13 protein-coding genes and 1 tRNA gene are annotated in these 13,528 nt (G+C 69.4%); 9 read left to right on the top strand and 5 right to left on the bottom strand.

Translation table 11 applies throughout. The features are described from left to right. The first annotated feature begins 47 nt into the window (after positions 1-47). Together ACZ61C_RS13710 and ACZ61C_RS13715 are read left to right on the top strand one after the other, a co-directional pair. The gene (locus tag ACZ61C_RS13710; RefSeq protein ID WP_465306364.1) at positions 48-791 is read left to right on the top strand and encodes a FadR/GntR family transcriptional regulator; all 744 of its coding nucleotides are present in this window, start codon (positions 48-50) and stop codon (positions 789-791) included. Positions 792-810: 19 nt separating this feature from the next. Continuing rightward, positions 811-1,851, top strand: a complete 1,041-nt coding sequence (locus tag ACZ61C_RS13715) for a patatin-like phospholipase family protein (RefSeq protein WP_465306366.1) — start codon at positions 811-813, stop codon at positions 1,849-1,851. Here the strand turns inward: ACZ61C_RS13715 and ACZ61C_RS13720 are convergent. The 4 genes from ACZ61C_RS13720 to ACZ61C_RS13735 all read right to left on the bottom strand — a co-directional run bounded on the left by ACZ61C_RS13720 (position 1,837) and on the right by ACZ61C_RS13735 (position 7,574). Then, positions 1,837-2,424 carry a class F sortase gene (locus tag ACZ61C_RS13720; protein ID WP_465306368.1) on the bottom strand — a complete coding sequence of 196 codons (588 nt, stop codon included), beginning with the start codon at positions 2,422-2,424 and terminating at the stop codon, positions 1,837-1,839. The genes ACZ61C_RS13715 and ACZ61C_RS13720 overlap by 15 nt on opposite strands. Further along, a complete protein-coding gene (locus ACZ61C_RS13725) occupies positions 2,424-3,161 on the bottom strand; it encodes a hypothetical protein (RefSeq protein WP_465306370.1) in 738 nt (245 codons plus the stop codon). Before ACZ61C_RS13725 ends, ACZ61C_RS13720 begins: the two co-directional genes overlap by 1 nt. A gap of 61 nt (positions 3,162-3,222) precedes the next feature. After that, positions 3,223-4,263, bottom strand: coding sequence for a trans-sulfuration enzyme family protein (locus tag ACZ61C_RS13730; RefSeq protein WP_465306372.1), 1,041 nt, complete (start codon positions 4,261-4,263; stop codon positions 3,223-3,225). Positions 4,264-4,355: 92 nt separating this feature from the next. Continuing rightward, entirely contained in the window at positions 4,356-7,574 is a 3,219-nt protein-coding gene (locus tag ACZ61C_RS13735) for a penicillin acylase family protein (RefSeq protein ID WP_465306374.1), read from the bottom strand. A gap of 140 nt (positions 7,575-7,714) precedes the next feature. On the opposite strand from ACZ61C_RS13735, the gene ACZ61C_RS13740 reads away from it, so the two are divergent. From ACZ61C_RS13740 to ACZ61C_RS13765, 6 genes are all read left to right on the top strand, one after another. Next, positions 7,715-8,089, top strand: a complete 375-nt coding sequence (locus tag ACZ61C_RS13740; protein WP_465306376.1) for an FKBP-type peptidyl-prolyl cis-trans isomerase — start codon at positions 7,715-7,717, stop codon at positions 8,087-8,089. A 154-nt stretch (positions 8,090-8,243) separates the two neighbouring features. Continuing rightward, the gene (locus ACZ61C_RS13745; RefSeq protein ID WP_465306378.1) at positions 8,244-8,996 is read left to right on the top strand and encodes a S1 family peptidase; all 753 of its coding nucleotides are present in this window, start codon (positions 8,244-8,246) and stop codon (positions 8,994-8,996) included. A 115-nt stretch (positions 8,997-9,111) separates the two neighbouring features. Then, positions 9,112-9,852, top strand: a complete 741-nt coding sequence (locus tag ACZ61C_RS13750; protein WP_465306380.1) for a S1 family peptidase — start codon at positions 9,112-9,114, stop codon at positions 9,850-9,852. A gap of 229 nt (positions 9,853-10,081) precedes the next feature. Then, positions 10,082-10,891: a hypothetical protein gene (locus ACZ61C_RS13755; RefSeq protein WP_465306382.1), complete on the top strand. Its 810-nt coding sequence runs from the start codon at positions 10,082-10,084 to the stop codon at positions 10,889-10,891. A gap of 324 nt (positions 10,892-11,215) precedes the next feature. Further along, positions 11,216-11,566 (top strand): type II toxin-antitoxin system RelE/ParE family toxin, encoded by a 351-nt coding sequence (locus tag ACZ61C_RS13760; RefSeq protein ID WP_465306384.1) that lies wholly within the window; start codon positions 11,216-11,218, stop codon positions 11,564-11,566. After that, positions 11,563-11,847: a helix-turn-helix domain-containing protein gene (locus ACZ61C_RS13765; protein WP_465306386.1), complete on the top strand. Its 285-nt coding sequence runs from the start codon at positions 11,563-11,565 to the stop codon at positions 11,845-11,847. The genes ACZ61C_RS13760 and ACZ61C_RS13765 overlap by 4 nt, the downstream gene beginning before the upstream one ends. A 134-nt stretch (positions 11,848-11,981) precedes the next feature. Here ACZ61C_RS13765 and ACZ61C_RS13770 read toward each other — a convergent pair. Further along, a tRNA-Leu gene (locus ACZ61C_RS13770) sits at positions 11,982-12,064 on the bottom strand. 131 nt (positions 12,065-12,195) lie between these two features. Here ACZ61C_RS13770 and ACZ61C_RS13775 point away from each other — a divergent pair. Beyond that, the gene (locus tag ACZ61C_RS13775) at positions 12,196-13,431 is read left to right on the top strand and encodes a DUF3662 and FHA domain-containing protein (protein WP_465306388.1); all 1,236 of its coding nucleotides are present in this window, start codon (positions 12,196-12,198) and stop codon (positions 13,429-13,431) included. Positions 13,432-13,528 lie beyond the last annotated feature (97 nt).

The raw sequence follows: 13,528 nt of genomic DNA on the forward strand, positions 1-13,528 counted from the left end.
ACTGGTCAGACCAGTAGCCTGCACGCGACGGACGTCGAGGTCAAGGGATGCGGTTCGAACCGGTGGCTCCGGTCCGCGCGTACGAGCGGGTCGTCGAGCAGATCGAGCAGGCCGTGATCAGCGGTGAGCTCAAGCCGGGCGAACGGCTGCCGAGCGAACGCGAGCTGATGACCCAGTTCGGCGTCGGCCGCTCGACGATCCGGGAAGCCCTGCGTGTGTTGCAGGCGGCCGAAATGATCCGCTCGCGACCCGGCGACCCGCGCGGGCCCGAGGTGCTGGCCGCGTCCCCCGTCGCATTGCACCGCTCGATGCACCGGCTCGCGCGTGCCGACCACGTCGGGCTCGCCGAGCTCCTGCAGTTCCGGATGATCCTCGACGGCTCGGCCCACCTCCTCGCCGCGGAGCTCCGCACGGAAGACGACCTGACCGGCCTCGACGCCGCGCTGGAGTCGATGCGCGAAGGCGTTTCGCGTGGTTACGCCGAATTCAGCCGCGCGGACGTCGCCTTCCACGAGGTCATCGCGCGCATCTCACGCAACCCGCTGCTGGTGGTCAGCGAAGAAGTCGTGCGCGGCGTGGTGCTGGAGCTGATCGAGGACAAGCTGGAGCACGCCAGCAACCGCGCGTCCCTCATGCGCGCTTGGCTCGCGCACCACGCCGAGGTGCTCGACGCGGTCCGCGCGGCCGACGGCGCCGGCGCGGCCCACCTGGCCAAACAAGCGTTGTACGACAACTACGCCGAGTATGTCCCGGCCGGGCAACGGCCACTTCTCACGCCGTTGTTGCGCTGACCGGCCTACACTCCGTCGGGTGGATTCCTCGGAGCGCGACGGTGTCGGACTCGCACTTTCCGGCGGCGGTTACCGCGCGATGCTCTTCCACGCGGGCGCGCTCTGGCGGCTCAACGAGCTCGGCTGGCTGCCCAAGCTGACCACCGTCTCCAGTGTGTCCGGCGGTTCGATCGCCGCGGGGGTGCTCGCGCACGCGTGGCACAAGCTGTGGTTCGGCGAAGACGGCGTCGCGGAGAACTTCGGCAAGGAGGTCGTGGCGCCGCTGCGGAAGCTGGCCCGCACGAACCTCGACGTCCCGGTGACGCTCAAAGCGTTGTTCACGCCCTGGCGCAGTGCGGGCGAAGAGCTCGCGCGCCGCTACGCCGAACACCTCTTCGGCGACTGCAAGCTCGCGGACCTCGACCCGGCCGGGCCGCAGTTCGTGTTCACCGCGACCAGCCTGCAGGACGGCTCGCTGTGGTGGTTCTTCCGGCAGCCCGGCCCGCACGGGCAGGTGCCGCTGGCCACCGCCGTCGCCGCGTCGTCCGCCTTCCCGCCGTTGCTCTCGCCGGTGGTGATCCCGGACCCGCACCAGGCCGGCCGCAAGATCGTGCTCAGCGACGCCGGGGTGTACGACAACCTCGGCCTCGACCCGATCGAGAACCAGCGCGCGACCGTCCTGGTCAGCGACGCGGGCAAGAAGATGAAGCACGAGGAGAAGCCGAAGCGGAACTGGCCGTTCCAGATGTTCCGGGTGCTGACCGTGATGGACAACCAGGTCCGCGAGCTGCGCACCGGCTCGCTGCTGAAGTCTTACCAGGACAAGCAGTTCGCCGGGACGTACTGGGCGACCTACAGCAACATCGAGAACTTCGAGCTGCCGGACGCGCTGCCGGCGCCGATCGAGAAGACCCGCGCGCTCGCCGAGACGAAGACACGGCTCACGAAGACCCCGGAACACCAGCAGGACCAGCTGATCAACTGGGGTTACGCGGTCTGCGACGCCGGCATGCGGCGCTGGGTGTGCCCCGGCGCCAAGGCCAAGCCGGCGTTCCCGTACCCCGGCTCAGGCGTTGGCTAGCTTCGCGTAGACGACGATGTTGTCCTTGTAGCTGTGCTCGGCGTGGTCGAAAACGCCACCACAGGTGATCAGCCGCAGCTCGGGCTGGTCGCTGTTCCCGTAGACGGCGTCGCGCGGGAAGGTGTCCTTCGGAACCTGGGTGACGCGGTCGACGACGAACTTCACCTTCTTGCCGTCGCTGCGGTCGACGTCCACCTCGTCGCCGGGCGTGAGGTCCTTCAGCTTGTAGAAGATGCCCGGCTTCTTGTCGCCGTCGACGTGCCCGAGCACGATCGCCGGGCCGACGTCGCCGGGCACCGGCGAGAGCTTGTACCAGGCTGCCTGCATCGGTGTGTGCACCGACGGGACGGAGATCGAGCCGTCGGTCTTGACCGCCACCGCGAGCAGGCTCGACTCCGCGCCGATCTTGGGGATCTTCACCGACGTCGGCCGGAGGCCCTTGAACGGCACGCTCACCGGGGCCGACGGCGGCGGCGGTGACTTGGGCGCGGCCGCCTGCGGTTCGGCGGTGCTGCACCCGGCCACCAGGACGGCGAGCGCGGCGACCACCGCGCCCGCTCGCCGGCCGGTCATCAGGCGGTACCGCCGAAGCCGGTCTCGATGCCACCCTTGGGCGCGACCTTGACCTGGGCCTTCGGCGTGGTGCTCCCGGGCGCCGCGGACGTCGCGGTGGTGACCGGCGCGGTGCTCGACGGCGAGCTGCTGGAGGTGCTGGTCGGCGCGCTGCTCGACGTCGTCGGCGGCTGCTCCTGCTCGAAGTCGACGATCCCGATGCCCTCGACGCCGTCGCAGGTGAAGGCGAACCGCGCGGTCGGGCCGGAGGGCGGCGTCACGACGGTCACCTGGTAGTTCCAGAGCCGGCCGTCGGACTCGTCCTGGTCCGGGCCCGCGGTGACGCTGAGGTTCTGGCTGAGGATGCCGCCGACCTTGCCGGACGCGCAGTTGACGACCAGGATCCCCTCGCCGCTGAGGCCGATGAAGCCGTGGCCGACGCCGTCCTGGTAGTCGGGGTCGTCGACCGGCGGCTCGCTGGTGGCCGAAGTGGACGTCGGCTTGTCCGGCTTCGTGGTCGTGGTGACGTCGCCGGTCGGGTCCGCCGAGGTGGTGGTGGTCGTGACCGGCGTGGACGGAGCCGTCGTCTCCGAGGTCGACGGCGCCGTGGTGGTCGTCGTGGTCTCGGACGTGCTGGTCTCGGTCGTCGACGGCACGGTGGTCGTGTCCGTCTGCGCCAGTGCGGCCGGCGCGGCGACCACGGTGGCGAGCGCACCCGCGAAAACGACCCCGGCGACCCGGCTCAGCGTTCTACCCACGACGACTCCCAAAAGCCAGCGAACTGCGATGCCGCGACTATCGAGGATTCAACCGTTGGTGTTACTCCGCGAGGGCGATGGACAAATCCCGCCAGAGGTCTTCCGGATCTTCGAGACCCACGCTGAACCGGACCAGACCGGCCGGGACGCGCTCCTCGCCGGGCAGCCACGCCCGCCGTTCGACCAGGCTTTCGACCCCGCCGAGGCTCGTCGCCGGGACGATCAGCCTGGTCGACGCGCAGAAGCGGTCGGCGGCCCCGGCGTCGGCCAGCTCGAAGGAGACCATCATCCCGAAGCCCGGGTACCGCACTCGTGTCACGGCGGGGTGCTCACCGAGGCGCGCCGCCAGCAGCGCGGCGGTGCGGGACTGTTCGGCCAGCCGGACCGGCATGGTCCGCAGGCCCCGCAGCGCGAGCCAGGCTTCCAGCGCGCCCGGCGTCGAGCCGACCCGGGTCCGCGCGCCCTTCAGCTCGGCCGCCACCTCGGGGTCCGCCGCGACAGTGATGCCCAGCAGCAGGTCGCTGTGCCCGCCGATGAGCTTCGTCGCGCTGTGCACGACGACGTCGGCGCCCAGCTCCAGCGGCCGCTGCTGCAACGGCGTCGCGAAGGTGTTGTCGACGACGACCCGGCCGCGCGCGGCGGCGGCGATCGTCTTGATGGCCATCACGTCGAGGGTCGGGTTGGTCGGCGACTCGAGCCAGACCAGGTCGGACGTCGCCGCCTCGGCCACCCAGGACTCGGTGTCGGTCGGCTCGAGCTCGGTGACGGCGAGCTTGCCGAGCTTCTGCGCGTGGGCGAGCACCCCGCGGGTCACGGCGTAGCTGAACGTCGGCACGACCACCCGCGACCCGACCGGCAGCAGGTCCAGCACGGCCGACAACGTCGCGACGCCGGACGCGAACGCCGTCGCGTGCCCGCCTTCGAGCGCCCCGACGGCCTCTTCGAGTGCGTGCCAGGTCGGCGTCCCGTCACTGCGGGCGTACACCGAGCCGCCACCCGCCTGGTACGTGCTGGTGGCGACGAGCGGGGTGTTCAGCGGCTCGCCGGGGCCGTGCGGCCGGCCGGCGGTGATGGCCTTGGTGCGGGGCGTCCAGTCGTCCATGCGATCACGGTAACCGCAGGTCATCCCCTGGTCACTGTGACGAAGACGGCCGGCTCGCCCCCGCGTCCGGGAGCGAGCCGGCCTGGCTCCTTCTAGTGGGCGTAGACCTCGAACTCGTAGAGGGAGTACCCGTACTTCGTGCCGCGCTGGACACCCTGCAGCTTCACGAACCTGGCCTGCGTGGGCGTGAACGACAGGTTGTCCTGTCCGCCGTCCCCGTCCGTGACGACCGCCGCGTCCGTCCAGTTCACCGCATCCGGCGAGGTCTGGACCTGGTAGCTCTTGCCGTAGGCGGATTCCCAGCTCAGCCCCACCCGCGAAACCTGCTGAACCGCGCCGAGGTCGACGGTGATCGCCTGGTCGTCGCTCCAGTCACTGGCCCAGCGGGTCGAGGCGTTGCCGTCGATCGCGTTCGACGCCGGCGAGTTGTAGAAGCCGGTCTCGGCACTGGTGGCGCTGACCGTCTTCCCCGGCGCGAGGTTCGTGATGTTGTCCCCGCGGTGCGCGGTGTACTCGACGACCTGCTGGAACGTCGGCCGGTTCTGCCAGCTGATCTTGTCCTGCGTGATCCCGCCCAGCGGGTTGTGCACGATCGTGTCGGCACACCACTGGTCACCCGCGGAGCAGGACGCGTCACCGGGGTAGACGGTGTTCGCGGCCTGGCCCGCGGCCGTGGTCAGCGAGTCGACGAGCGCCTGGCGGCACGTCGTGACGTTGCCGCCGCCGCAGAACGTCTGACCGAGCGGGCCCGCGACCGGCTGGCCGAGGACCTGCCGGATGTCCTTGCTGACGTAGCCCCACCAGCCGAACTGGAACGACGAACCCTTGTGGGGCTGGCCGGTGTGCTGGCCGTTGCCGTTCTGGAAGCCGGACGGGCTTTCGTTGATGCCCAGCACGCCGGTCATCGCGTTGTAGGCGTTGTCCCCCATGCCCGGCTTGAACTCGGCCTGCACGAGCAGCGGCCACCAGGCGTCGAAGATGCGGATCGCGTCGGCGTCCGCGTACGCCTTGCTGCCCGGCGAAGTCTCCTTGCGCTGCTGGCCGTGGGTGAGCCACGCCTTGAGCTTCGCCTCGGCGTCCGCGGCCGGGCCGGTGGTCGGCGCCTTGTCGAGCACCTGCAGCAGCAGCGGCAGGACGCGCTCGGCGCGCAGGTCGGCGAGCGCGGCGTCCTCCATCGCCTGGGTCAGGTTGACCCGGGTGACCTTGGTGCCGCTGGAGATCAGCTTCTTGACCCGCGAGTCGAGCAGGTCGACGCGGTGCACGGCGGACTTGTCGGCGCCGGCCGCGGCGTACCCGTTGGCCTGCGCGTTGTTCCAGCTGACGTAGTAGTCCTGGTTGACCGACTGCGGGTGCTGCGACGCCGGCGTGTAGTTCGCGACGTTGCCGTTCGGGTTCCAGCCGGTCCAGTCGTGCCCCTGGTCACCCCACACCGGCATGTTCGGGTCCACATTGGACTGCCGGGCCGGGTTGGCGCCGGAGTTGAAGTACGCGATGTCCTTCGAGTCGGCGTAGAACCAGTTGAACGTGTAGTTGATGTCGGCCGCGGCCTTCTGGAAGTCCGCCGCGGACTTGACGAAGCCCGGGTCGTTCAGCTCCTGGAAGCCGATCAGCGAGTCGACCTCGTGGAAGTAGGACGACCGCAGCGCCGCGTACGCCACCGGCTTGCCGCCGACGGTCGCCCGGCTCTGCACCGGCCCGTACTTCGTCCGGTAGCTGCGCAGGGTGTACGAGCCCGCCGCGGTGCCGTCGGCCACCGTCGGGTTCCAGGCGTTCTTCACCTCGACGGTGTCCATCGGGATGCACTGGCCCTGCCAGGTGTAGTAGTTCGAGTCCTTCGTCGGCGCCTTGCCGCTCGGGTCGCACAGGGTGAGCGCGTAGGTGTCGATGATGTCCTGCGCCGACGTCGTCGCGCTCCACGAGTAGTCCTGGCCGCGCCCGAGGAGCGTGTACATGCTCAGGCCGGCGAAGGCCGCGCCGCGGGAGCTGATGCCCGGGCCCTGCAGCTCCTGCAACAGCAGCAGCTGCGGGGCGAAGTACCCGGTCTGCGGGCCGAAAACGGCGACCGGGTGGCCGCTCGCGGTCTTCGAGCCGGAGACGAGCAGCGCGTTGGACATGCCGTGCTTCTCGCTCAGCAGGTTGCCCGGCAGCACGCCGTTCTCGAACATCCCGCGGGCGGGCTCCTGGTCGGCGGGCGCGGCGACGTCCACAGTGGACGGCGTCGCGGTCGCGGCCGAGCCGGTCTTGTCGAACACCAGCTGCTGCCCGGTCACCGAGCCCTTGTCCGGCAGGGCCTGCCCGACCGCGTTGGCCGGCGTCTTGCCGTACGGGAAGGTCTGGCCATCGTGCAGGGTCTTGACGGCTTCGGGGTCGTCCTCGGAACGGAGGCTCTGCCACACCTTCTCGCCCTGCACGACGCCGTACTGCTCCTGCAGCGCGAGCTTCGCGATCGCGTTCTGCACCTCACCGCCGCCGCCCGCGCCGAACTCGGCGCCGACGAGCGAGGCGAGCACGACGAGGTCGGTCAGCTTGAACGGGTCGATCGTGCCGGCGTTGGTGATCGCGTCGACGTGCCCGGTCAGCACGTACTCACCCGGGAAGTACCGGCCGTTGTGGGAGTCGGTGATGTACTTGTTGATGCCGTCGACGTAGGCCTGCGCGTCGGCCAGGCCCTGCGCGCCGCGCGGGCCGCTGGCGGCGACGCGGTCGATCTGCTGCTGCAGCTCGGCTTCGGTGTACGGCGCGTTGGAGAAGAACTGCTGTTCCAGCTCCCGGTTGGCTTCGGCGCCCCCGGCGAACGGGGTGACCTGGCCGCGGGCGGCGTGCCGCAGGACGTCCATCAGCCACAGCCGGTCCTGCGCCGCGGCGTACCCGGCGCCGAACTCGGTGCCGGCGCGGGTGGTGCCGGTGATGTGCGGGACGCCGAGGGCCTTGTCCCGCACGATCGTCACGTCGGAGCGCGGCTTCGTCGTGCTCGCGACCTGGTCGGCGGCGACGCCGAACGACGAGTCGTTGAAGTACTGGTTGATCGTGCCGGTGGTCAGGGTCTGGTACCCGTTCGCCAGCGACGAGTACTTGCCGAGCTGGTCGGCGGAGTGCGCGGGCCGGGTGCCGAGCACCTTGTGCGCGAGGATTTCGGCGAGCGTGGCGCTGCCCTGCTCGCCGGGCGGGAGGATGTCGCTGCACTGCCCCCCGCAGTAGTCGTCGGGCGACACGGCCGCCTGGGCGGCCGGCGCGGTGACGGCGACTTGGGCGAGCCCGGCCACGAGGGCCCCCAGTGCCGTGTAGGTCAGGGCGCGGATGCCTCGTCGCATGCCGGGCTCCCCTCCGTCCAGAAGAGTGACGAAGCGCACGCTACCCATCAGTAGGACAAGTGTGAAGACTTTTCGCGTTTTTCAGCCCTTGGGTGTAGTCCGAACGGCGCAGCCTCGCGCGCGTGGGTACGGTGAGTGCCATGACCTTGGAAAAGCCCCAGATCGACCGCCCCGAGGGCAACCCTCCGGCCGACCTCGAGATCACCGACATCACGGTCGGTGACGGCGCGGAGGCCACCCCCGGCAAGGCCGTCACCGTGCACTACGTCGGCGTCTCCCACTCGACCGGCGAGCAGTTCGACGCCTCCTGGGACCGCGGCGAACCGCTGCGCTTCGGCCTCGGCGCCGGCCAGGTCATCTCCGGCTGGGACCAGGGTGTCGCGGGCATGAAGATCGGCGGCCGCCGCCAGCTCGTCATCCCGCCGCACCTGGCCTACGGCGACCGCGGCGCGGGCGGCGTCATCAAGCCCGGCGAGACCCTGATCTTCGTCGTCGACCTGGTCGGCGTGAACTGATTTTTCGCGCGCCGTGCTTCGTGCCGCAGGGATCGGGCTGCCGGATCGCCGCACACTTGGGCTGAACGGCGTATTTTCCCCCGCCACGGCGTCGATACGCTCGAAGGTGATCACCGGCCTTCGACGGCCGGTGCGTGACAAGGGGGATCCACCGATGCGCGTTCGCGCTGTGTTTTCCGCTGCCCTTTTGACCTTGGCCGCCGGGCTCGCCACCGCGAGCCCGGCGGCCGCCGTGGCCAACGGCGCCGACGTCCCGGCGGGGACGTTCAAGTTCGCCGCGAAGCTCACGATGACCAACATCCCGAAGCCCGACGGGACGAAGTACAACAGCGCCTGCTCGGGCGCGCTGATCGCGGCGAAGTGGATCATCACCGCCGGCCACTGCTTCCACGACGCGAACCGCAACCGCGTCTCCGGCCCGGTGCCGTACCCGACCTCGGTGCTGCTCGGCACGGTCAACCAGAGCACGCCCGGGGTGACGCGCAACGTCGTGACGGTTTACCAGGCCGCCGCCAACGACATCGCGATCGCCACGCTCGACACCGCCGTCAGCGGCATCACGCCGCTCACGGTCAACCGGCTCACGCCGGCGCTCGGGCAGCAGCTGACGCTGGCCGGCTGGGGCAGCCTCACCGCCACCAACCCGACACCGTCCACGAAGCTGCAGCAGGGCACGGTGAAGATCGGCCAGGTCGCCACCTCGACGCTGGGCGTGCAGGGCGTCGCGCCGACGTCGACGACGAGCGCGTGCGTGTACGACTCGGGCGCGCCGTACTTCGTCGCGGCGGGCACCGGCGGCCAGCTCGTCTCGGTGGAGTCGTCCGGCCCGGACTGCCCGCACAACCAGCTCGAGACGACCTCGCGCGTCGACGTCGTCGCGGATTGGATCGCTTCGCACACGGGCTGACCTCCGTCCGGGCGTCACCCGGTGGTCCACCGGGTGACGCCCGGCCAGGGAATTCCCCCGGCCCGGCGGCGGCCCTAGCCTCGAACGTCGATCATCGTTTCGACGAAGGGGAAGAATGCGCCTGCGCGCCGTGCTCGCCGCTGCTGTCCTGACCATCACCACCGCCCCTGCCGCCTTGGCCGCGCCAGGGATCGCCCACGGGTCCGACGTGCCGCCCGGCCGGTTCGGGTTCGTCGCGAAGCTCGCGATGACGAAGATCCCGCGTCCGGACGGCTCGACCTACAGCAGCTTCTGCACGGGCGCGCTGGTCGCCCCCGCCTGGCTCCTGACCACCGGCCACTGCTTCCACGACGCCGCCCGCAACCGCGTCTCCGGCAAGACGCCGTACCCCACGACGGTCACCCTCGGCCTGGTGGACGAGGCGACGGAGTCCGGCGTCGCCCGCAAGGTGACCGAGGTGGTCCAGGCCAAGGAGAACGACGTCGCCCTGGCCCACCTGGACACGCCGGTGACCACGGTGCAGCCGCTCAAGATCACGACGAAGGCCGCGAAGGTGGGCGACCAGCTGACCCTCGCCGGCTGGGGCAGCCTCACGAGCACGGACCCGAAGCCGGCGACGCGCCTGCAGCAGGGCACGGTCGCGGTCGCCAAAGTGGAGCCGACCACGCTGGGTGTCCGCGGCGCGGCCCCGGAGATCACGACGAGCGCCTGCACGTACGACTCCGGAGCCCCGTACTTTACCGGCGACGAGCTGGTCGCGCTGGAGGCCACTGGCCCGGGCTGCCCCCACGCGGGCATCGAGACGACGAGCCGCACCGACGTCCTCAAGGCCTGGATCACCAAAACGGCGTCTTGACCAATCTCCGATCGGCCACTGGCTCTGTGCTGTGAGCACCAGTCATCACAGCACAGAGCCTCCAGGCTCCTCCACACACAGCACAGCTCGTGTGCTGCTCAGACCCCTGCACGGTCATCAGATCGGATGACTGTGCGGCTCGGCGCGCTGAATTGCCGAAAAGTGCGATCACACTGCCACTAGTCTCCGCCGCATGAAGTCCCGGCCTAGTGATCTTGTTATAGCCACGGTGGCCCGGCAGCTGGACGAGTCCATCGACGTGGCCGAAGCCACGAAGGACAAGCTGCTGGGACGCATCGAGGCCCTACAGCTGCGAGTCTCGGAACAGCAGCAGGAGATCGCACACAAGCGACAGTTGCGTGAGTATCTGCACAACGGCCTCGATGAGTTGCTGCGCCCGGCGGTCGACGCGTGCACCACCGATGCGGGCGAGAAGCCTGATCGCCGATCGGACACCCGACGTAAGCCCGTTTCGGCCGGCGATGGTGAGCCGGCCGATCGTGGTCAAGAACATGACAGCGATCGTGTCCGGCTGCTGCTCGCCGGCAAGCCCGACCAAGTCTGGGTTGCCCGCCAAGTGCAGAACCACCTGCCGCACATCAGGATCGAGTACATCCGAAGCATCCTGCAAAGGCTGCACAAGCAGGGCAAACTCGTCCGACCGGAAAAGGGGAAGTATCAGCACTCGACTGCGCTTCCCGGCTCTTCGATGGACGAGCGCCAGTACGTCGACGCGTCGTCGGATCAGGGGCCTGCCACTGATCCGATCACAGCGAAAGACTCGCTCGAAGACGACGCCTGTAGCAATGATCCGATCCGAGAGACGCTAGGCACGAGCCTCGATGCGCGCATCCTTGGCGTGCTGGGCGCATCGGCCGGCCGCAGCTGGCAACTCACCGCGCTGGCCGAAGCAGTCGACAACTCCCCGACGGTCGTGCATGCCGCGTTGCAGGCGCTCTTGCGCACTGGCGAGGTCGTGACGGCGATCGACGGCGGCTACTTGGTGCCTTCGGTCGGAGAGTCGGCTGCCGCGAACTGACCCACGGGCTCCATGCCCGGGCAGGCGCCGTCCACTGGTCCCGTTGCAGCGGGCCGTGGACGGCGCCTTGTAACGACAACCCCACACCCTCGACGACTCGAACCAACAAAAGCACGTCGTCGAGGGCGGCACGCGGGTCCCGTTGGCGTGCACATTAACGCCGCCCTCCTGGTCAAGGTGGCAATGTCGCTCGATCGGGTCCCGTCGTGTCGTGATGACTTCTCGAAGGAACTCACGATGCCCAAGAACCACCGAGGTCGGGGCCCTGCCCGCCCCCTGATACCCCTCGTGCCCCTGGCAACCCTCCGATATAGCGTCCACGCTATGGACTGGGGTACCATCGAACTCGAACAAGAGGTTCGCGATTGGCTGAGGTGCTTGGATGAGAACGCGATCCACCACGTCGCCTTCTACATCGACCTCCTGGCCGAGCGTGGCCCACTGCTCGGTGAGCCGTACACGCGGCAGCTCGATGGAAAGCTCCGCGAACTCCGCTTCTGGCTCGGAGACCAGCCCACCCGGATCAGCTACTGGATCGCGCCAGGCAAGCGGATCATCTTGATGACCGTGTGGTGGAAGACGAAGATGCGGGAAACCGCACAGGTCGAGCGGGCCAGGCGGGCGTTGCGAGTCTGCCAGGACGAGAAGCACACCGTGGACGAGGAGGAGTCATGAACGATCGGACCTCGTGGCATGAGCTGCGCGAGGAGATCGGCGTCGACCGCGCCCACCCTGCTTACGACGCGGCCCGACTGGCCTACACGCTCGGAGCCGAGGTCCGCGTCCTGCGGGAGCAGCGCGGCTGGACACAGACCGAACTGGCCGAGCGTGCCGGCATGACCCAGTCGGCGATGGCGAGGTTCGAGGCCGGCGGCACGGTGCCGACCCTGCCCGTGCTCGAACGCATCGCGGCGGCACTTCAGATGCGACTGTCGATCGAGCTGACTCCCGCCTGATACACCCGGAAGTCCGCCGTGAGCGAACACCACGCAGAGCCAAACGGGTGATATTCCCCACCTGAGCGCGGATGTCCGCTCGGCCGCTAGAACACGAAAAAGGGCCCCGGCAGCCAGCCGGGGCCCTTTTCGAGTGGGCGAGGAGGGAGTTGAACCCTCACGTCCTTTCGGACACACGGACCTGAACCGTGCGCGTCTGCCATTCCGCCACTCGCCCGAGTGCTTCTCTCTGACAGCGAGGAGAAGACTAGCAGGTCGTTTGGGCGGGTTTCACCGGGGGCCGTGTCGAGGCTCGCTCACCCGGATAGGATCGGTGCGGAAGCACACGTGCAGAGGAGGTTTTCCCCGGTGGGCCGCGCCGAGAGATTCGACAGGCGACTCGAGAACCTGGTGGGGAACACTTTCGCGCGCATGTTCGGTGGCAACGTCGTCACGCAGGAAGTGGCGATCGCCCTCGAGCGGGAGAGTGAGGAGAACGTTCGTGAGCTGGCAGGCGGTCGGCAGCTCGCCCCGAATCACTACATCGTGTCCTTGGGGTCGGCTGACCACGAACGCATGGCCGGTGACGAGCAACGGGTCACCCAGGTCCTCGCCAAGGCGGTCGCGGAACACCTCGCCGCCGAAGGCCTGGACACCTATGGTGACGTCGTCGTATCACTCGAGCGCAACGAGGCGCTGCATACTGGACAGTTCAAGACCCGTTCGTCCGTCGATCCCGACGCCCGCCCCTCAGGCGCCGGTTCACCACGGTCGGCACGACCCAGCAACGCAGGAGACCCAGCAATGAGCCAGCCCCCCGGCTACGGCCAATACGACCAGGGTGACCCGTACGGCCAGCAGGGCCAATACGGCTACGGACAGCAGGGTGGCCAGCAGCCCGGGTACGACCAGGGTTACGGCCAGCAGCAGGGCGGCTACGACCAGTACGGCCAGCCGCAGCAGGGTGGGGCCTACGACCAGGGTTACGCCCAGCAGCAGGGCGGTTACGACCAGGGTTACGGCCAGCCCCAGCAGGGCGGCTACGACCAGGGTGGCTACGCCCAGCCCCAGGGCGGTGGCTACGACCAGGGCGGGTACGCCCAGCCCCAGCAGGGTGGCTACGAGCAGGGCGGCTACCAGCAGGGTGGCTACGACCAGTACGGCGGCCAGCAGCAGGCGCCCGGCTACGACCAGTACGGCGGCCAGCAGCAGGGCGGGTACGACCAGTACGGCCAGCAGCAGGCGTACGGCCAGCCGGCCGGCGACCCGTACGGCCAGCAGCAGGGCGGTTACGGCCAGCCCGCGGCCGGGCGCCAGCTCGCGGCGAGCCTGCAGCTGGACGACGGGTCGAACCGGACGTACTCCCTCAAGCAGGGTGGCAACGTCGTGGGCCGCGGCCAGGACGCCGACTTCCGCCTCCCGGACACCGGCGTCTCGCGCCGGCACCTGGAGATCACCTGGGACGGCCAGAGCGCGACGCTCGCCGACATCGGGTCGACCAACGGCACGACCGTGAACGGCACTCCGGTCCAGACCTGGCAGCTCGCCGACGGCGACGTCATCCGGGTGGGTCATTCGTCCCTGGTGTTCCGTACACAGGGCTGACTCCGGGCACGGAATACTGTTCCCGCAGAATTGACGTGCGGGGGGACCGCGGCGTACCCGCGTCGCGGCTGCACGGAAGAGTCGGGAGCGGACACAC

Source organism: Amycolatopsis sp. NPDC104587, assembly GCF_055583645.1.

Bases quoted from the DNA above. Each gene is read 5' to 3' on its own strand.
- ACZ61C_RS13765 (WP_465306386.1), top strand. From the start codon at position 11,563: ATGAACGATCGGACCTCGTGGCATGAGCTGCGCGAGGAGATCGGCGTC.
- ACZ61C_RS13730 (WP_465306372.1), bottom strand. From the start codon at position 4,263: ATGGACGACTGGACGCCCCGCACCAAGGCCATCACCGCCGGCCGGCCG.
- ACZ61C_RS13740 (WP_465306376.1), top strand. From the start codon at position 7,715: ATGACCTTGGAAAAGCCCCAGATCGACCGCCCCGAGGGCAACCCTCCG.
- ACZ61C_RS13710 (WP_465306364.1), top strand. From the start codon at position 48: ATGCGGTTCGAACCGGTGGCTCCGGTCCGCGCGTACGAGCGGGTCGTC.
- ACZ61C_RS13750 (WP_465306380.1), top strand. From the start codon at position 9,112: ATGCGCCTGCGCGCCGTGCTCGCCGCTGCTGTCCTGACCATCACCACC.
- ACZ61C_RS13760 (WP_465306384.1), top strand. From the start codon at position 11,216: ATGGACTGGGGTACCATCGAACTCGAACAAGAGGTTCGCGATTGGCTG.
- ACZ61C_RS13720 (WP_465306368.1), bottom strand. From the start codon at position 2,424: ATGACCGGCCGGCGAGCGGGCGCGGTGGTCGCCGCGCTCGCCGTCCTG.
- ACZ61C_RS13745 (WP_465306378.1), top strand. From the start codon at position 8,244: ATGCGCGTTCGCGCTGTGTTTTCCGCTGCCCTTTTGACCTTGGCCGCC.
- ACZ61C_RS13735 (WP_465306374.1), bottom strand. From the start codon at position 7,574: ATGCGACGAGGCATCCGCGCCCTGACCTACACGGCACTGGGGGCCCTC.